We start from the raw sequence: 19,000 nt of genomic DNA on the forward strand, positions 1-19,000 counted from the left end.
GATAGATAGGTCATTAAGGATGGATGCAGGAAAATCTACGATAAGCGGCGTGTTCAACGGATCGCGCCTGCTCGAAATACCCTTCTACCAAAGGGCGTACGTCTGGGGAGAAGAGCAATGGGAGCGCTTCCTTGGCGATATGGAGTTCGTCACGGCCTCTAAGCGACCTTATTTCCTTGGTTCCATCATCCTGAAGCAGGCCTCCTCCGGCAACACCTGGTCCGAGGTGTCCGAGGTTCGCACCGTCATCGACGGCCAGCAGCGCCTCACGACCATGGTCATCTTCTTCAAGGCACTCTGCGCGAGAATCGACGCCGACAGGCTGTTTGAGCGAGATTTCGTACTGGAAACCGGCGAAGTCGCCTTGAGACATGGCAAGTACGACCGGGAGGATTTCGAGAAGGTCGTCAGCGCCGCAAGTTGCGAGCCCCTCGAGGGCTCCTCGGCCATCATCCTTGCCTACAATTACTTCCTCAAGAACATCGATCCAAAGAAAATCGACAGGAACACGATCAAGTCGAATGTCCAGTTCGTTTGCATCGACCTCACCGAGGGCGAGGACGAGCAGCAGATATTCGACACCATCAACTCACTCGGAGTACGTCTGACGACGGCGGAGCTCCTCAAGAACTACTTCTTCAACCGCGAGAACGAGCAAGCGTTCAAGGAATGCTGGGAAGATGTCTTCGAGCCTTCGGCGGAAAAGAGGGAGTATTGGGAGCAGGAGGTCATGACCGGACGCATCAAGCGCACGCTCGTCGACCTGTTCTTCGACGCGTTCCTCCAGATCCTGGTTCAGGACAAGAAGCGCGGCGTCACAACCGAGGACAAGCTCTTCTATTCGCGCACGTCCAACCTCTTCCAGTCCTACAAGGACTTCATCAGCAGGTACTACAACGGAGACAAGGACGAGATCCTCAGCAGCATGAAGGCGTATGCCAAGGTGTTCGAGTCCACGTTCAACCCAAGTTGCTGCGACGCGGACATCCCCTCCGCCCCCGGCGTCGAGCGCCTGAACGTGCTGATATTCGGCCTTAAGAACTCTACGCTCATCCCATATGTGCTCTACGTTCGCAAGAACGCGAAGTCTTCTAGCGAGGAATCCGAGGTCTACGCCCTGCTCGAGAGCTACATCGTCCGCCGAATGCTGGTTCAAGCGACCACGAAGAACTACAACAGGCTGTTCACCTCGCTGATCCTGAACGAGGTGAAGGACGCGAAGGCGCTGAGGAAGGCTCTCGAAGCCAATGACGAGGCGACGACGTACATGCCCGGCGATGCCGAGGTTCGAAGGGCGTTCAAGGAATCGTGCCTGTACAACCTTCAGTCCAAAGGCGTCCTTTATCTGCTGGAAAGCGCCATACGCCCGGGCATGAGCAGCACAGCCCTGCTCGGATTCAACCAGTACACCCTCGAGCACATGATGCCCAAGAAGTGGCGAAACAAATGGGGAACCCTCGACGACGAAGCCGCAACGCGAAGGGACCGGAAGCTCCTCACGCTCGGCAACCTCGCCATCATCACGCATTCGCTCAACGCCTCCATCCGCGATGCCGATTGGACCACCAAGAAGCAGGGAAAGGGATACAAGGACGGCTTGGCCCTCTGCGCCGCCGGCCTTGCGACCATGGCCGACGCCTTGGAGAAGAAGTCTTGGGACGAGGGTGACATCGCCGAACGCGCAGAATGGCTTGCGGACAAGGCGTTGGAGGTCTGGCGCTAAGCCCTACATGCGCCCCATCTCGAAGATATCTACACAATCACTTCCTCAGAACCATCGCCCGTCTCGGCATTCTCCTCTACCACCTTGAAAATTGTGACGTTGTCGGGTCCGATGACAATCGTGTCAGCCTCATTGAAGGCGAAGTTTATCGTTTCAAGCTCCTCCTCATTTTGATCGGCAATTTCTCGGACAACGTTTTCGTTTGAGACCACATCCTGCAGCTTTGCGCGCTTCTCAGAGATGTCCGCCTTCGCCTTAGCGCGCATGCGCATCGGGTTGAGGCGGTTCACGTTTTTTCCCGCTTCGCGGAGCAGCCCCAGGACAACATTCTCGACCTCACGGTCGTCTTCCGAGCGCTCAGCGATAGCGAGCGGTTTTCCTCCCACTTTGGAGTTTTTCTCCGAAAGAGCGAGCCTCGCTTCCCCTCGAACGGAAGAAAACCCGTCCGCCATCCGTCTTGTTATCTGCCTGTCGGTTTCAATTCTCTGCCTCGTGTAGTCGCCCTCGAAACGCATGCCTATCTGCTGAGCCATAACGAAAAGCTGGAATGCCACGGCGGCTCGCGTTTCCATCGCGGAGAGCTTCTCCGCCTCCTCGGCTATCTTTTCCGCCGAGAGGCGCTTCCTTGCCCGCACCTCGGCTGAAAAGTCCTTCATGCACTCGAGTTCATAGTTCCACGCCTTGTTTGCCTCATGCTGTGCGTCCTCAATAATCTGCAGCGCGACTTGACGCTTCTCGGCGCTGGCGCCGTACTCCTGGCACTTGAGAGTAAGGCGATCAAGGGCGTCATATGCCGCTTTGAGCTCGGCATCGCGCTCGCGCTGCATATCTCGTTGAATCGCCTCGATGCCGGACTGAAGACCGTCAAGTTTCTCGTTTATCTGGTTCATATACGCCATGCCCACCGCCACCGCGGCACCCTGAAGCGCAAGGTTTGCCACCGCAGCGGGTTGAAGACCAGCCTGCTTGATACCAGCCATCTCGTTGAACTTACCGTCACTGCCAAAACTGGAAAGGAGCTTATAACCATCCCATTCGGGTGCCTTGCGTGAACAGAGGTCCGCCCAGCCCACGCCCTCTGGGAACCTGACCATCGCCATGCCGATCTCGTTAACGCCCTGTGCGACGTTGGCGCCAAACGGTATGAGAGCATCTGCCGCGATAGCTGCCTTGCTTCCTACAGGAAGCCTAACGGTCCTCACTGCAGAATCCTTGAGAGCCGCCAACTCATTTTCGGCTATCCTCGAGAGAGCTTGCTCCTGTGCGAGCGCGATGGCGGCAACGTCATTGGCGGATTCATCGGCCTCTTCGGTACCGAAGAGGCGGTCTAGGAAAGACATGAGGCAGCTCCTAATGGGACGGATGCAGTTGCGGTTATTATCCCACCGCCGTCGAGGTCAGAAGGCGGGAGAACGCATCGGCTCTCGTGGCGGCAGAGCGCGCGGCGAAGGTCAAACAAACGAGAGCGGTGTCCATACCTGACACCAGGGTTAAGTCCATCTTGATGACGGAGAGGGGCCAAAGCTAATTAAGCCTACAGGTAGGGCAGCATGAAAATGGCGGGCAAATAAGATAACTGGCCCCGCAAGCCCACTAACAGCGCCTTCGGCGATTGAATCTCGGCACTATTCAGCCCATGAAAATGGCGTACAAAAAGAATTTGGGCCCGATAACTTGAGTCAGAGTTCATTCCGGAGCCCTGCCTACCTCCCCTCCGCCTTCAGCTTCAGCAGCAGGCCACCCAGCTCGGGGCATTTGCTGGAAAGGCGCGTCTGGGCTCGCTCGCCCATCCCCCACCGTTGGCGGACTTCTTGGGCGCGCGGACTCACGTGATAGTCCCCCTCCATCATCTGCTTGAGCAGCTTGGCGGTTACGCGCGCATCGGCTAAGGCGCTGTGGGCGTGACCCGTCGACTCGTCGAACTCGATGCCAAACCACGTCGCCGCGTCACTCAAAGAGATGCGCCCGTGGCTGCCCACGTCCATGATCGAGGTGTAGAACGCCTGCAGGTCGGCCCAGTCCGTAGGAAATGCGGAAAGGTCGATGTGTTTTGCCTGGCACTCAGTCAAAAGCTGTCGACGGTCCGTCCCGCTCCAGCAAACTATCTGGGCGGAGTAGCGACCGATCCAATCGCTGAGCCTTTTGATCACCATGTAGAGCGGATCGGCCATCGCGGTGTCCACAGCCGATATCCCTGTAAGCTCGCGGACGGGGAACACAACGCCTTCGGTAAATTCCGTCTGCACAAACTGCGAGAACTCGCCCATAACGTTGCCGTGGTAATCGAGTTTGACGGCGCCGACCTCGATAATCTCGTTGCGCAGTCCACGACGCTGGCGCTGCTTTGGCACCGGCGCAAACTCAAAGTCCAGCACAATCTGGCGCGCAAAGTTCGTCGTATCGATGGCCGAGATACCCGGCGTCTTTTCAGCTGACACGGTTAGGGCCTTTCTCCGTCAACTGCCGCTTGCTACATAAGCGGCTACATTGCCGTAAGGATAGGCGCCCGTGCGGACATGAAATCGCACAGCACGGCTTTCCGGCATCCTTGCGTAAAGCCACACTTTGAGAGAATCACGCCACTGTTATTATCGAACATATATTCGTATTTATAGCAGTACTTTGATAGAATTGCAGTTGTTGACGGCAGTTCCATGTGCCGGGCAGCGCCCTCCATGCGACGGGAGGTGATGCCCATGACCGATCTGACTGATTTCGTGAAGCTCCTGACCGCTTTGGTCTCGCTCCTCACGGCGCTTATCGGACTTACCGAGGCACTCAAGCAGCGTACGAAGCAGAAAAAGAGGGGTCGACGCCTCTAAGGCATTGACCCCTTAATCGAAGTAACGGCGCTGCCCAGCTATCACCCTTGGGCTGCCGTCGACCTTATTCTACCCACGGGTGCCAGGTTTAACAAATGGATTTTCGGTTACGAAGTCCGGAGCTCGCCCCTCTACTCCAGCGGCGTTGCGCCGGATTCTGGGACGCACTTTCCGCCCCATGCCTCTATCGGAAACGGCATCCCATCCTGAAGCGGGAATCCGGGACGTAGTTTCCGCCAAAGGCCGCCAAAGGGAAAGCGCGTCCCATTCCGAGCATCACATCAGAGCGCGCTTGGTTATCTCCGCTCACACATCTCGGCAAACGAGATCAGCTTGACGTCTCCCCTACTCTCCGCGGCATCCCGACATCCCTGCGTAAAGCCGCTTTTTGAGAAAAGTGCATAGCTTTTTCGTTGCCGTCTAAAGAGCTCGCTTCGGTGCACGAGCTTTTGCAGCACGTCTTCGCCCGCCGGTTCATTGCGCCATTTGCACTCCGCAAACAGCGCAGCGCCCTCGCCATCGTCAACAATCAAGTCGATTTCTTCCTGCGTATGCGTGCGATTGTCCGTCCCCCACCAGCGCCCGACACTCGCCGGAACCACATCGAGCTGGCCCGCGCGCGCGAGTTCGTACACGTATTGTCTGCATATAATCTCAAAGATCGTACCCATGTAATCCGATACGTGCGGCTCAATGCGCTCATACGCCATCTCGGCCATATCGTTTTGAATCAGCCCAATGTTCTGCGGCACAAACTTGTACCAGAACCTAAACATCTGATCGCTCAGCAGATACACGGCTCGCTTATTGCTCGTCTCGTTTAGGGGCAGCTCGCGCTCGACAATCCCGAGCGACGCCAGCTTATCCACATAGCTCTTTACGTTGCTCGCAGGGATTCCCGTAGAGCTCGCAATCTCCGAGATCTTCGAGCGCCCCTGAGCAATTGCTTGCACGATCGCATCATATTGCTCGGGATTGCGGCACTCTTGCAATAGCAGGTTACTCGGCTCCTCAAAGAGATAGCCCGTAGGAGTAAGAAAAAGACGTTTGATGTTGTCCTTGAGCGGCGCGGCAGGATCGACTTTCTCGATATATGCAGGAATGCCGCCCGTCATGCCATAGCAAACCGCAGCGTCTTCGCGACTCATGCCCTGCCACAGGCCGAGGGTCGTCGTAAAATCGAGCGGCATGATCTTAAACTGGGCCGTACGCCTACCGTATAGCGGACTCTCGTAGCCCAGCACCTGCTCTTCCATAAACGAAAGCGACGACCCGCACAGGATAAGCATGAGCTTGGTCTCTTTGTACAGGTGATCGATCTTGTCTTGCAGCAACGAGCTGATTTCGGGATTCGATTGGGCGAGATAGGGATACTCGTCAATCACGACAACCAAACGTTCCGTGCGAGCCATGGTGGCCAATGCATCGAACGCTTCGTCAAAACTACGAAACGACACGCCTGCAGCACCAACCGAGCCTGCAAGTATCGCCTGGCTAAAGCCGTGCAGGTTTGCCTCCGCATTGGTACGACGAGCTTGAAAGTAAATAGCCTTCTTGCCTTGGATGAATTCTGTGATGAGACGCGTTTTGCCCACGCGACGGCGGCCGTAAATCACAGGCATCTCAAAGGAGCCCGTGCCATACAGTCGATTGAGCTCGGACATTTCCGCCGTTCTTCCGATAAACATAGGGCCATCCTTCCTTTGCGTTATAGCTAGCTATATTATACCTTCCTATAATATAGCTAGCTATAACGCAATTCGACAAGCGGCGCACGAAAAAGGGCGATACACCGCCGCACGTGGACCGTTCCGGAAAATGTATCCCGTTCTGGAACCAAAAACTGGGCCGTAGTTTCCGCTAAGCATGCCATCCGGAAAGCGTGTCCCGTTCTGAGCCTGAATTCTGGGATGCACTTTCCGCTGAAGCTTCTACCGGAAAATGCATCCCATTCCGAGCGCTCATTCCGGGTCACAGCTTCCGCAGATACAAGACGACGATCCGCAGCCCTTATCACATGCCTTCAAATATGCGATCCAGAAACACAAAACAGCAGATAGAATGCTCTTTTTCAAAAAAGTACACGTTCCGAAACTTACCAAGACTTCATATCCAGCTACCGTTCACGGTCGCCGATTACCGCCCACCGATTCAAACAAGAAATATGTCGTCAAAAGCATGTCATCTACCTGCATGGTTAGATTTTGGTCAGCTTTTGGTCAGCTGAGCGGCAAGTTCCAGCTGATACGTTTTTGCTACCCAAAAGGAGGCGGTAGCTCATGACCCATTGCAATGACCAGCTCATCGACCAACTGCTCACTCAAGCCGAACAAGAGGGGCGCTGTCTGATTCCCCCGAGCACGGCGATCCGAAAAGCGCTCCTTCGGCGCACCGGCGGCACGGTTGTCTCGCCCATGCCGGGGTTGTTTGCGCGAAAAACGCGCTGGGATGAACTCAACCGAGCGCAACGCCATTGCGAGATTATCCGCGCCCTTGCGATCATCCATCCCGATTGGACGTTCTGCTCGTTTTCGGCAGCTTGCCTGCTGGGGCTCGAGGTCTCGTGGCGACACCTGAACGTCGTGCATGTTTGCAGCTCGACAAAGCCGTCGGCTCGTCCGGGCGCACATATTCAGCGACACCAGATTAAGCCGGCCGGAGCAATACGCAGAGCCGGCATATCGGTAACGCCGCCCATCCAAACGGCCACAGATTGCCTGCTGCAAACTGGTTTTGCCGACGGCATGCCCATTGCCGATTCGGCGATCTCAAAGCTCGGCCTTGCGCCGGAACAGCTGATGGAGGCCGTTGAGCAACGAGCGACTGCCCGCAATGGTCGCGCGATTCGCACCGCCCTCACAACGCTTCAATATGCCGACGCCCGCGCCGAAAGCGGCGGGGAATCGGTCGCCCGAGCCATCATGATCGAGACGGGCTTTGCGCCCGACTGGCTTCAATACGAGCTGACGGACCCCTTCGATTCGACCGAAACCATGCGAACGGACTTTGCCTGGGAGCGCCAGGCACGAGAACTCACGCTGGGTGAGCTCGACGGGCTCATCAAATATACCGACCAGACCATGCTGGCCGGACGCACCACCGCCGAGGCGCTCGTTGCCGAACGACAGCGCGAGGCACACCTATCGCTCTATGGCCACCCTCTGCTGCGCTTTACCATGAACGAGGTCCGCTCGGCAGGCATGCTCGCGAAAAAGCTGCAGACGGCAGGCATCCGGCAGACCGCGCTGCCGACATGGCTCAACGAGGTGGACCTGTAGGAGCTGCTAGGCCGCGCATCGCCGGATCGCACCCCCCCTATCTGGGCCGCATTTTCCCAACGGCCACGCCAACGGAAAGCGTGTCCCATAATCGAGGGTCAGAACGGGACAGACTTTCCGGATGAAGCGCCCAGCGGAAACTGCATCCCGGAATAGACGCTCAAACTGGGACGCAATTTCCGCTGAGGTTCCATCCGGAAACTGTGTCCCACTCCGAGCGCCAATTCTGGGATGAACTTTCCGCCAGAGGGTTCAGCCGGAAACGTCATCCCACTCTGAAGCGAAATTCTGGGACGCAGTTTCCGGTTGAGGGCTGTTCCGGAAAGTGCGTCCCATTCCAGGCGCGGATTCCGGGATGCACTTTCCGTTTGAAGCTCCAACCGGAAAGTGCATCCCACTCTGGAGCCAAATTCCGGGACACGCTTTCCGCTAGAGGCTCAAAAGGAAAGCGCATCCCATTCTGAGCGCCAAATCCGGGACACAGCTTCCGCATGCGGAGGCGCTCCAAACAAAAGGCCCCGGCTCTCGATGGAGCTGGGGCCAAAGGCGCAGCGTATGTAGTTGATGCTCAGCGCGAACAGCCCATCAGCAATGACTGTCCGCGCCCTACCCTACCCGCGGTGACGGGCGCGGCTGTACGGCGTATCCGCCATGGGCAGATCCGGACGCAGCTTGCCGTCAAACGCGCGATAGGCGTTCTGCACGGCGGGCGCCGTGGGGATCGTTGCGATCTCGCCGATGCCCTTGCCGCCGTATGCCACGGGCAACAGTTCGTCCTTCTCCACGTAGATGGCGTGGATATCCGGAATCTCGGGCGCGCGGAACAGCCCGAGCGTGCCGTACCTCGCCTGGGGCACGCAGTCCTTGAGCGGCCAATCCTCGGTAAGCGCATAGCCCATACCCATGAGCACGCCGCCTTCGATCTGACCCTGGATGGAGATGGGATTGACCACCTTGCCGGAATCGTGCGCGGCATAGACCTCGCTCACGCGGCCGTCGTCGTCCAAAATGACCACATGCGTGGCAAAGCCGTAGCAGATGTGACTCTTGGGGTTGGGAACATCCGCACCCAGCTTGTCGGTCGGCTCCAGGTACACGTAGCCAAACTCGCATCCCTCGAGTGCCTTGATAGCAGCCGCGGGATCTTGAGGATACATACCCTGGCCGGCGACGAGTTCCTGCGTGCGCAGCTGATAGGCGCGACCGTCGTCGTACTCGATCTTGACGCCATCACCATGCGCACTCACGGGAGCATCGGGCGCGGGCTTGCCGGCCTCGATGTCAAGCATGGCGTCGCGCAGCAGGAAGGCGGCGCCGCGCACGGCCTCGCCAGTCACGACCGTCTGACGCGAGCCAGACGTGGTGCCGGAGTCGGGAGCGTTCTCGGTGGAGCACTCGCCATTGGCAATGCAGCTCAGCGGCAGACCGCAGGCCTCGGCAACGTCCTGCAAAAAGACCGTGTTGCAGCCCTGGCCGATGTCGGACGTAGCGGCGTAGACCACGGCGCGGCCATCCTCGACGCAAATCTTGCAGCGGCCGGCGTCGGGCAGGCCAACGCCCACGCCAGCGTTCTTCATAGCGCAGGCAATGCCGGCGTGGCCGGGATGCGCATAGTAGGCATCCTTGACCTCGAGCAGCGTCTCCTTAAGCGCCGTGGAGCAGTCGGCAATCTGGCCGTTGGGCAGAACCTCACCCGGCTCGATGGCGTTTCTGTAACGAATCTCCCACGGATCCAGGCCGACCTTCTCGGCCAGCAGGTCGATCAGGCTCTCGAGCGCAAACTCGGACTGGCAAACGCCAAAGCCTCGGTACGCACCGGCGGGCGGGTTGTTGGTGTAGTAGCCAAAACCGCGAATGTCGGTGTTCTGGTACTTGTAGGGGCCGACGGCATGCGTGCAGGCGCGCTCGAGCACCGGGCCGCACAGCGACGCGTAGGCGCCGGTATCAAAATTGATCTCGCAATCCAGACCGGTAAAGTTGCCCTCGACGTCGCAACCCAGTGTAAAGGTACCGTCCATGGCGTGGCGCTTGGGATGGAATGCAAGCGACTCGGCGCGCGTGAGCTTGCATTTCACAGGACGCTGGAACTTATATGCGGCGAGCGCGGCCAGGTGCTGGATCGAAACGTCCTCCTTACCGCCAAAGCCGCCGCCCACGAGCATGGTCTCGACGACCACGCGCTCGGGCTCGTTGTCCCAGCCAAACATGTGGGCACACTCTTTGCGCGTGTCGTAGGCACCCTGGTCGGTCGACTGCACCTTGACGCCGTTCTTGTACGGAAATGCCACGGCGCACTCGGGCTCCAAGAAGGCATGCTCGGTAAAGGGCGTGGTAAAGCGCTGCGTCACGGTAAACGCGCTCTCCGTCAGCGCCTTGGCGGCGTCGCCGCGCGTCACGTGACGGCTCTGACACACGTTGTCCTTGAGCTCCACTGTGTTGCCAAAGGCAAAGAAGCTGTCGTGCAGGCGCGGGGCGTCGGCAGCCCTGGCCTCGACAATGTTACGCACGGGCTCCAGCGGCTCGTAATCGATCTTTACGAGCTTCTTGGCCTTCTCGAGCGTCGCCTCGTCCTCGGCGACCACCAGCACGATGGCATCGCCCACGCAGCGGGTGATATCGCCCGCCGCGATCATGACGTCCCAGTCCTGGATAAGGTGGCCGACCTGGTTGACCGGCACGTCCTCGGCGCGCAGGATGCCCACCACGCCGGGCAGGGCCTCGGCTTTGGAGGTGTCGATGGAGAGCACACGGGCGCGCGGATACTTGGAGCGCACGGCGCTGGCATAGGTCAGGCCCGGCTGATCGAGCTCGTCGATGTCGTCGGGATACTTGCCCTCGCCGAGCACCTTCTTGCGCACGTCGATACGGAAGGCGCGCTTGCCCACGCCGTAGTCATCGCCGCGCTCCAGATCCTCGTCGATCTGCTTTTCGCCGCGGAGCACCGCAGCGGCCAGCGAGATACCCTCGATAATCTTTTTGTAGCCGGTGCAGCGGCAGACGTTACCGCGAATGGCGTACTTGATCTGCTCCTCGGTGGGCTCGGGGTCCTCGGCGATGAGCGCTGCACCCGCCATGACCATGCCGGGGATGCAAAAACCGCACTGCACGGCGCCCACGGCGCCAAAGGCGTACACAAAGGCCTCGCGCACGTCCTGGGGCAGGCCCTCAACAGTCACGATGTTGCGACCGGCGGCAAGAGCAGTGGTCAGAACGCACGCCTTCACAGCCGCACCGTCCACATGGATGGTGCAGGTACCGCAGGCGCCCTCGGAGCAGCCATCCTTGGCGGAGTGAATGTGCAGGTCGTCGCGCAGGTAGCGCAGCAGCGGTTTATTCTCCGTCGTTGTGCGCTCGACACCGTTAACGGTAAAAGTGAATTCCTGTGCCATGGTGATTCCCTTCTACACGCCAGCGGCGATGCCGGTGCGGTCGTGGATGGCGCCATGCGGGCAGACGACGGCGCACATGCCGCACGACAGGCAATCCGCACCGTCGATATGGGCGCAGTTGTCCTCGATGCGGATAGCGCCGGCAGGGCACTTTTTGGCGCACATACCGCAACCGATGCAGCTCGTGTCGCAGACCTTGCGCGCAATGGCACCCTTATCGGTGTTGTTGCAGCGCACCAGAATGTTCTGGTAGCCGGGGACGAAGGCAATCACGCGCTGCGGGCACGCCATGCCGCACAGGCCACAGCCCGTGCACTTGGAGCGGTCCACGCGGGCGATGCCATCGACCAGCGCAATGGCGCCGTGGGGGCAGGCCGTGACGCAGGCGCCACAGCCAATGCAGCCTTCGCTGCAGCGGGCGTCGCCGCCTGCGGAGGCACAACCACTTCCGCAGGCAACGTAGGCCACGTTATGTTGAATGGATTTGGCCATAAGAGACTCGCCTATTTCTTAAGAAGGTACGAATAGTTGTCGCGCACAGCCCTGATGGTCAGGCGGACGGCCTCGGGAAGACCGGTGTTGACGGCATCGACCGAGACGGTGCGGACCGTGCCGGCGACGCGAACCTTAAAGTGGTCCTCGTCCACGGCCAGGAAGCCCTCGTTCTCGGAGTTCTCCATGTCCTCCTCGCTCCAGAACAGGGTGAGCTTGTCCTTGTAGGGACGACCCTCCTGGTAAGGGCAGAACACGGCGCAGTTGCCGCACTCGTTGCACATGCCGTCGACATGGACGACCTGATGCTTGGCCAGGCCCGGCACCTTAATTGCCACGTTGGCGCGGTTGGGGCACACGTCGCAGCAGACCTCGCACACCGAGCCGCAGCCCAGGCAGCGGGTCTTGGTGCAGTTGCGCTTGTCGCGGCACAGCGACCCCTTGCGCTCGTAGCAGGTGTCCTCGCGGCCGGCCTGAGCATTCTGGTCGGCGTACTTGTTAAAGTCCACGCCGGCGATGGCACGGGCAACCTCGGCGGCATCGGCGATGGCCTCGACCACGGTGGCAGGACCGCGACGGCAGTCGCCCGCAGCCCAGACGCCCTCGACGCCGGTGGAGGTGGCGGCAAGGCGGCCGCGACGGTCGTGCTCGACGCCCGCGGCATCGTACAGGCTGGCGTCGATGCCCTCGCCCACGGCGCAGATCACCGTGGTGGCGGGAAGCTCGACGGTCTCGCCCGTGGCGACGGGGCTGCGACGGCCGCTTGCATCCGGCTCGCCAAGCTCCATAACATCGCAGGTCAGCACGGCGCCGTTGAACGCCTTGGGCGCCAGCAACTCGCAGAACTCAACGCCGTCGGTAAGAGCAAGATCGAGCTCTTCCTCGTCAGCGGGCATCTGCTTCTTGGTGCGGCGATACACCAGGCGCACGTTCTTCACGCCAGCCAGACGCTTGGCCACGCGGGCCGCGTCCATGGCGGTGTTACCGGCGCCAATGACCACGACGTCCTCGCCCAGCTCGAGTTTCTCGCCCTTCTTGGCGGCCTCGAGGAACTCCAGCACGTCGAGCTCGGCACCCTCGCCTAGGCCCGCAGAGCCGGGCATCCAGGCACCGGTGGCCACGACCACGTCGGTAAAGCCCTGGGCCTTGAGCTCGTCAATGGAATCAACGCGAGCGTTGAGCTGCACCTTGGCGCCAAAGGCCAGGCAGAGCTCGGCATCGTGGGAGATATCGTCGCTCGCGATGCGGAACTCGGGAATCACGTGACGGACCACGCCACCGAGCGAATCGCGGGCCTCAAAGATGGTGACGGGCACGCCGGCGCGCGTCAGGAAGAACGCCGTCGCCAGGCCGGCCGGGCCGCCGCCGATAACGGCAACGTTGCGCTCACCGTCGTTGGCGATGGCCTGGGCGCGCAGCTTGGGCAGCACGGCGGTCATGGCCTCACGGGCGGCCTTGAGCTTGCTGGCGCGAATCTGGGCACCCTCGGGCTCGTAGAACGCACGCTCGCAGGCACGACCGCAGGGATGCGGGCAGATGGTGCCGGTAATAAACGGCAGGGCGTTGCGCTCGATGATGATGTTGAGTGCGTCCTCGTAGCGGCCCTCGTCAACAGCCGCCAGATAGGCGGGAATATCCTGTTGGATGGGGCAGCTCGTGCGGCACGGCGTGGTAAAGCAGTCGGAAAGCGGGCTCTTGCCGGCGACCTTGCGGTCGGGCAGCGGACGCAGCGGCTTCTTGTAGAGCGGGTTGGTGAGCGAGTCAGCCTGAATCGCGGTCACAGCCTTGAGAGAGACGCCCGCGAACGGCTTGCCGTTCAGATCGCCAAATTCGCCGGCCATCTGACTAAAGCGCTCGTAGCCACCAGGCTTGAGTACGTCGGTCGCCAGGGTGACGGGCCAAATGCCGGCATCGTACAGGGCGCGGATGTTGTAGACCGTGGCACCGCCGGAGTAACTGATGCGCAGCTTGCCATCGAACTGCTCGGTAATGCGACGGGCGGCCTCGATGGTCAGCGAGAACAGCGAACGGCCCGACATGTACATCTCGGTGGAGGGCAGCTCGTTCCTCGTCACATCGACAGGGAAGGTATTGGTGAGCTTGACGCCAAACTCCAGGCCGCGCTCGGCGCACAGGGCAATCAGGCGCTCGAACATGGGCACGGCGTCGGCCCACTGCAGGTCCTCGCGGAAGTGCGTGTCATCGAAGACGATGTAGTCAAAGCCCAGCTCGTTCAGACGCTGGCGGGCAAACTCATAGCCCAGCAGCGTGGGGTTGCACTTGATGTAGGTGTTGAGACCCTTCTCGGTAATCAGATAGGTCGCGATGCGCTCGATCTCCGCCGGCGGGCAGCCATGCAGCGTGGACTCGGTAATGGAGTTGGAGACGCGCGCCGGGATGGACTCGACAAACGCAGCATCGACATGCTCAAACTTGTCCAGGTTAGCGAGCGCCCACGTGCGGCACTCGTTCCAAACCTCGGAGCCGCTGGCGTCCTTCATGCCCTCGATGTAGGCGTCGACCTTGGGGCTCTTGATGCCCTCCAGGTCATAACCCACCGACATGTTAAAGACAAAGCCGTCCGGGCTGCCCAGGCCGTACTCGCGAGCGATCAGGTGGCAGGCGAACCATGCCTTCACGTACTCGGCAAAGGCCTGCGGAACCTCGAGCTCGGTCGACCACTCGCAGTTGTAGCACTCGTCCTGTGCCACGATACAGGGCTTGTTAACGCACTTGGAGAGCTCCTCGCCGTCCATAACCTGAACGGTCTTGAGCTCAAAGAAACGAGAACCGGCCACGTAGGATGCCACGATGTTCTGGGCCAGCTGCGTATTGGGACCGGCGGCCGGGCCAAACGGAGTCTCGATGCGCTCGTCAAAAATGGGAAGCGCGCCCTCCTGGTTGGTCGTGACCATCTTGCGCACGCCAAAGATGGCGCCCTGAGTCTTGTGCTCCTCGATGATCCAGTTCATCAGCTGCGAAAACGGGATCGGCCTCATGATGTCGCTCATAATGAGCTCCTCTCTGTAACGCCCGGCGAGACCGCGCGGCGGGCGCAAATACGGTGTAGCGCTAGCACAGCGCCGGCGACCCCGCGGAGGCCGCCTATACGCGCGCCGGATGCGGCGAAACATCCGACGCGCGTGAATCTACTTGTAATTAGTAGGCGCGATCGTTGAGCGTGCTCCAGAGCTTCTTGGACTCGGCCATGGTCCACGCGTTGATCTTGTCCTCATCAATGCCAACGAACTCGCGATCCTTGTACAGGACGCGGCCGTTGATGATGGTGGTGCGGCAGTTTTTGCCCATCATGCCAAAGAGCATGTGGCCGTCGATGTTCTCCTCGCTCAGCGGCGTAAAGGGCTTGTAGTCCATGACGATGACGTCGGCGGCAGCGCCGGCCTCGAGCACACCGAGCTTGCGATCGAAGTACTTGCTGGCCATCTTGGCGTTGTTCTCGAACAGCATCGTCATTGCCTCGCACCAGCCCACGTTGGGCATAGCGGCGTTGTGACGCTGAATGATCAGGAAGACCTTGAGGCTCTCGAGCATATCGTGGGTGTAGGCGTCGGTGCCCATGCACACGGGGATGCCGCGGCGGAAGAACTCGAGCACGGGGGCGCAGCCCACGGCGTTGCCCATATTGGATTCGGGGTTGTTGACGAGCCAGGTGCCGGACTCCTTGACGATATCCATCTCGGCAGGCGTCACGTGGATGCAGTGGCCCAGCATGGTGTCGGGACCCAGCAGGTTGTGCTGCAGCAGGCGCTCGACGGGGCTGATGCCGCCGCGGTTGAGGCGGGAATCCCACACGTCGTTCATGCCCTCGCACACATGGATGTGGAAGCCGGTCAGGCCGTTGTTGGCCTCGGCCATCTTATCCATGGTCTCGTCCGAAAGCGTAAAGGTGGCATGTCCGCCAAACATGGCGGCGATCATATGGTTGTCGTTATCGCGACGCTCCTTGGCGGCCCACTGGGCAAATTCGGCGTTCTCGGCAATGGCCTGGTCGCATTTTTCCTGGCCGCGGCGATCGGAGACCTCGTAGCACAGGCACGAACGCATGCCCAGCTCCTGAGCTGCGTCCTTAATGGTAAAGAGGCTACCCGGGATCTCGCAGAAACTCGCATGGTGATCGAAGATCGTGGTGACGCCATCGCGGATGGAGTCCAAAATCGTGGCATAGGCGCTGGCCTTGGTGCCGTCGAGCGTCAGGTTGTCGTCGATCTTCCACCACTGCTGCTCAAGATTCTCCAGGAAGTTGGTGGGGTTGCAGCCCTTAATGGCGAGGCCGCGGGCCAGACCCGAGTAGATGTGGGTGTGGCAGTTGATGAGTCCGGGCATGATGAGGTTGCCCCGGGCATCGACGTACTCGGCATCCGGGTACTTGGCCTTGAGCTCGCGCTCGGGGCCCACTTCGACGATCGTATCTCCGTCAATGGCGACCGCACCGTTTGGAATGAACGGGGCCTGAGCGTTGCGGGTAAAGACGGAACCGTTAGCGACCAGAAGCATGGATGCTCCCTTCAACATCAGAGGCGGGGTTTGACACCTCTGACATGGCGGAGTGCGAAGCGCCGGCCTACACCGGAAACGGGCCCTCTCCCGTCAACGCTTCACCAAAGGGACAAACCCTTTGAAGTGCGGCTTGGTGCCGCATGGCGTCGGCGGACGAGGCGATGCGTCCGCCGACGAATAGCACCGAATTGGTTACTTCTTGCTCTCGGGCAAGACCAGATCCACGGCAGCGTCCTTGGCAGCATCGATGTGCTGAGCCACGACCGGCGTCTGCGGAAGGATCAGGTTAAGGACAATGGCCATGATGGCGGTGGGGGTTACGGCATTGGAGCCGATGACGGTGGACACCCAGGCGGGCATACCCTCGCCGGCAAGGCAGCCGCTGGCCATCCAGATACCCAGGCCAAAGACGACGGAGGTGCCGACGATGGTGGTAGTGCGCTGCGTGAGGCCCTCGCGGGTGAACATGCGCACGCCGTTCATGGTGATGGTGCCAAAGACGCCGACGGTCGCGCCGCCGATGACGGGCTGCGGGATAGCGGAAAGGACGGCAGAGAGCTGCGGGAACAGACCGGCGATGGCAAAGACGGCCGCAATGATCACAAAGACCCACTTGTTGACGACCTTGTTGGAGCAGATGATGCCCACGTTCTGGCCAAGGGCGCTGGTGGGAAGACCGCCCAGCAGGCCGCCGACCATAGAGGTGAGGCCCTGGGACACAATAGCGCCGGAGAGCTCGCGCTCGGTGGGCATACGGTCGATGGAGCCCAGGCAGGCGGCGGAAACGTCACCGATAACCTGGATAGCAACCATGGGGAACACGACGGCGAGGGTAATGCAGACCTCGGGATCAAACTCGAGCGCGTAGGGCATGAGCTTGGGAAGGGCGAAGACCTGAGCGGTGGCGACGCTGGAGAAGTCGATCATGCCAAAGGGGATGGAGACGATCATGCCAACGATCATGCCAAAGAACACGGATCCCAGCTTGAGCGTGCCCTTGCCAAAGTTGGCGAGCGCAAAGACCACGGCGAAGGTGATAAGAGCGACGCACCAGGCCTGCGGGGTGCCCCACAGCGGCGTACCCATACCGCCGGCCATATACTTGACGGCCGTGGGATACAGCGAAACGCCGATGGAGAAGATGACCGTACCGGTCACGACGGGCGGGAACAGCCACTTGATCTTGCTGTAGGCCAGACCAAAGAGGACCGCGACGGCGCCGCCGACGATCTCGCCACCCAGCAGCGCACCAAAGCTAAAGCCCGAGGCACCCATGGCCTGCAGGGCCGGCAGGAACGCGAACGAAACGCCCATGACGATGGGCAGGCCGCCGCCGATGCGACGGAAGGGAGCGAAGGCCTGAAGGGCCGTGTCGATCGCCGAAAGAATGAGCGCGACCTGGATGATGTCGGTACTCTGCTGGCTATTAAAGCCGTAGACGCCGGCCATGATGACCGCCGGGGTAATGATGCCGGCAAACGATGCCAGTACGTGCTGAAGGGCACACGGGATCATTTCCTTAACGGGAGGCATGCCTTCGCGAGTGAACAGGGCTTCAGTGCCGTTCGTAACCGTCTCCTGGGTCATTTGACCACCAATCCTCGAAGTAGTTGTTTTCGCATCTAACGCTCTATTGTGACGCAGTGCGGGGTTGAGGTTGTGCCTTCATTGCATATCGTATTAAAGATGATTCTCATTCTCAATAATAATTTTTTGTTATCAGACTATTCTTCAGCTGAAATAACGCATTTCCGCAGGTCAGGAAAGTGTCTGGTCAAAATAACATCTAACTTTTCTTTTGGTCAACCGTTTACCGCTAAATTCCTACCGTTCGTCTGCATTACGCAATGTACCTGCGGATATACGAGATGATGGGCAGCGTGTTACCATGAGAAAAAATTGTTATGAACATTTCCGATTTCACCCAAAGGAGTTGCCCGTGAACGAGACCGTACGTCGCTTTTTGCCGATGGTCGATTTTCTGGAGCAGATACTCGGCAAAAACAGCGAAATCGTGCTGCACGATTTCTCGGATCCCGACCACGCCATCGTCGATATTCGCAACGGCATCGTAAGCGGCCGCAAGGTCGGCGGTCCCGCCACCGATCTGGCACTCAAGATCATGCACGACGCCAAGTATCGCGACCTGCCGTTTATTACGGGCTACGAGGGGCGCGGTGCCGGCGGCAAGACGTTGGAGTCAGCGACGTACTTTATCCGCGAGAATGATGAGATCGTCGGTATGCTCTGCGTCAACACCGACCTCTCGACCGTGCGCTCCATCAACGCCATGGCGCAGCAGCTCATGGCGTGCTTCGACGCGGCGCCGACGCGCACGGAGCCCGCCCCTATCGAGGTCGAAAGCCTTTCGGAGTCTACACAGGAGCTCATCGACCGCAGCATTGCCGAGTTGCTGAGCGCGCGCGGGCTGGATGTAGCGTCGCTTGGTCAGAGCGACCGCGTGGACGTCATTCGCCACCTCAACGGTAACGGGGTGTTCATGCTCAAGGGCGCCGTGGCCTGCGCCGCCGCCGCGCTGGGCATCTCAGAGCCCAGCGTCTACCGCTACCTGCAAAAAGTCCGCAAGGAAGGCTAACGAGCAAAATGGAGTGCGGCTCCACAAGCGATCCGTCACTTGATAAAAGACCCTGCAGCTCGCACGCTGAACTGCACCCCAAAACTTGGACGGCTTAAATAAAAGCTACGCCGCAAGGGACTGTCTCCGGAACTCCTCCGGGGTCAGTCCCTTCAGTTTAACCTGGCGCCTCCTCGTGTTCC

The 19,000-nt window shown here is 59.9% G+C and carries 12 protein-coding genes; 4 read left to right on the top strand and 8 right to left on the bottom strand.

All coding sequences use genetic code 11. The features are described 5' to 3' along the window. Positions 1-19: 19 nt before the first annotated feature. The gene (locus ABCP74_RS02830) at positions 20-1,723 is read left to right on the top strand and encodes a DUF262 domain-containing protein (protein ID WP_343000620.1); all 1,704 of its coding nucleotides are present in this window, start codon (positions 20-22) and stop codon (positions 1,721-1,723) included. 29 nt (positions 1,724-1,752) lie between these two features. Here ABCP74_RS02830 and ABCP74_RS02835 read toward each other — a convergent pair whose 3' ends face one another. After that, positions 1,753-3,063, bottom strand: coding sequence for a hypothetical protein (locus tag ABCP74_RS02835; RefSeq protein WP_343000619.1), 1,311 nt, complete (start codon positions 3,061-3,063; stop codon positions 1,753-1,755). 363 nt (positions 3,064-3,426) lie between these two features. Next, positions 3,427-4,161, bottom strand: coding sequence for a 3'-5' exonuclease (locus ABCP74_RS02840; RefSeq protein ID WP_343000618.1), 735 nt, complete (start codon positions 4,159-4,161; stop codon positions 3,427-3,429). 258 nt (positions 4,162-4,419) lie between these two features. On the opposite strand from ABCP74_RS02840, the gene ABCP74_RS02845 reads away from it, so the two are divergent. Further along, positions 4,420-4,545: a hypothetical protein gene (locus ABCP74_RS02845; RefSeq protein ID WP_255360338.1), complete on the top strand. Its 126-nt coding sequence runs from the start codon at positions 4,420-4,422 to the stop codon at positions 4,543-4,545. A gap of 296 nt (positions 4,546-4,841) precedes the next feature. Here the strand turns inward: ABCP74_RS02845 and ABCP74_RS02850 are convergent, their stop codons facing one another. After that, entirely contained in the window at positions 4,842-6,233 is a 1,392-nt protein-coding gene (locus tag ABCP74_RS02850; protein ID WP_343000617.1) for an ATP-binding protein, read from the bottom strand. Positions 6,234-6,824: 591 nt separating this feature from the next. Between ABCP74_RS02850 and ABCP74_RS02855 the strand changes: the two genes are divergently transcribed. Next, complete coding sequence (locus ABCP74_RS02855) at positions 6,825-7,823, top strand: hypothetical protein (RefSeq protein ID WP_343000616.1); 999 nt, start codon at positions 6,825-6,827, stop codon at positions 7,821-7,823. Between the two features lie 611 nt (positions 7,824-8,434). Here ABCP74_RS02855 and xdh read toward each other — a convergent pair. From xdh to ABCP74_RS02880, 5 genes are all read right to left on the bottom strand, one after another. Next, positions 8,435-11,212 carry a selenium-dependent xanthine dehydrogenase gene (gene xdh, locus ABCP74_RS02860; RefSeq protein ID WP_343001648.1) on the bottom strand — a complete coding sequence of 926 codons (2,778 nt, stop codon included), beginning with the start codon at positions 11,210-11,212 and terminating at the stop codon, positions 8,435-8,437. Positions 11,213-11,224: 12 nt separating this feature from the next. Continuing rightward, positions 11,225-11,704: a 4Fe-4S binding protein gene (locus ABCP74_RS02865; protein ID WP_343001649.1), complete on the bottom strand. Its 480-nt coding sequence runs from the start codon at positions 11,702-11,704 to the stop codon at positions 11,225-11,227. Between the two features lie 11 nt (positions 11,705-11,715). Beyond that, complete coding sequence (ygfK, locus tag ABCP74_RS02870; protein ID WP_343011720.1) at positions 11,716-14,715, bottom strand: putative selenate reductase subunit YgfK; 3,000 nt, start codon at positions 14,713-14,715, stop codon at positions 11,716-11,718. A gap of 148 nt (positions 14,716-14,863) precedes the next feature. Then, positions 14,864-16,219, bottom strand: a complete 1,356-nt coding sequence (gene ssnA, locus ABCP74_RS02875; protein WP_343001651.1) for a putative aminohydrolase SsnA — start codon at positions 16,217-16,219, stop codon at positions 14,864-14,866. Positions 16,220-16,414: 195 nt separating this feature from the next. Continuing rightward, positions 16,415-17,809 carry a uracil-xanthine permease family protein gene (locus ABCP74_RS02880; protein ID WP_055285183.1) on the bottom strand — a complete coding sequence of 465 codons (1,395 nt, stop codon included), beginning with the start codon at positions 17,807-17,809 and terminating at the stop codon, positions 16,415-16,417. Between the two features lie 352 nt (positions 17,810-18,161). Between ABCP74_RS02880 and ABCP74_RS02885 the strand changes: the two genes are divergently transcribed. Next, positions 18,162-18,818 carry a helix-turn-helix transcriptional regulator gene (locus ABCP74_RS02885; RefSeq protein WP_233506175.1) on the top strand — a complete coding sequence of 219 codons (657 nt, stop codon included), beginning with the start codon at positions 18,162-18,164 and terminating at the stop codon, positions 18,816-18,818. The last annotated feature ends 182 nt before the right edge of the window (positions 18,819-19,000 follow it).

The organism is Collinsella aerofaciens (assembly GCF_039062315.1).
Lineage (GTDB): Bacteria > Actinomycetota > Coriobacteriia > Coriobacteriales > Coriobacteriaceae > Collinsella > Collinsella aerofaciens_BG.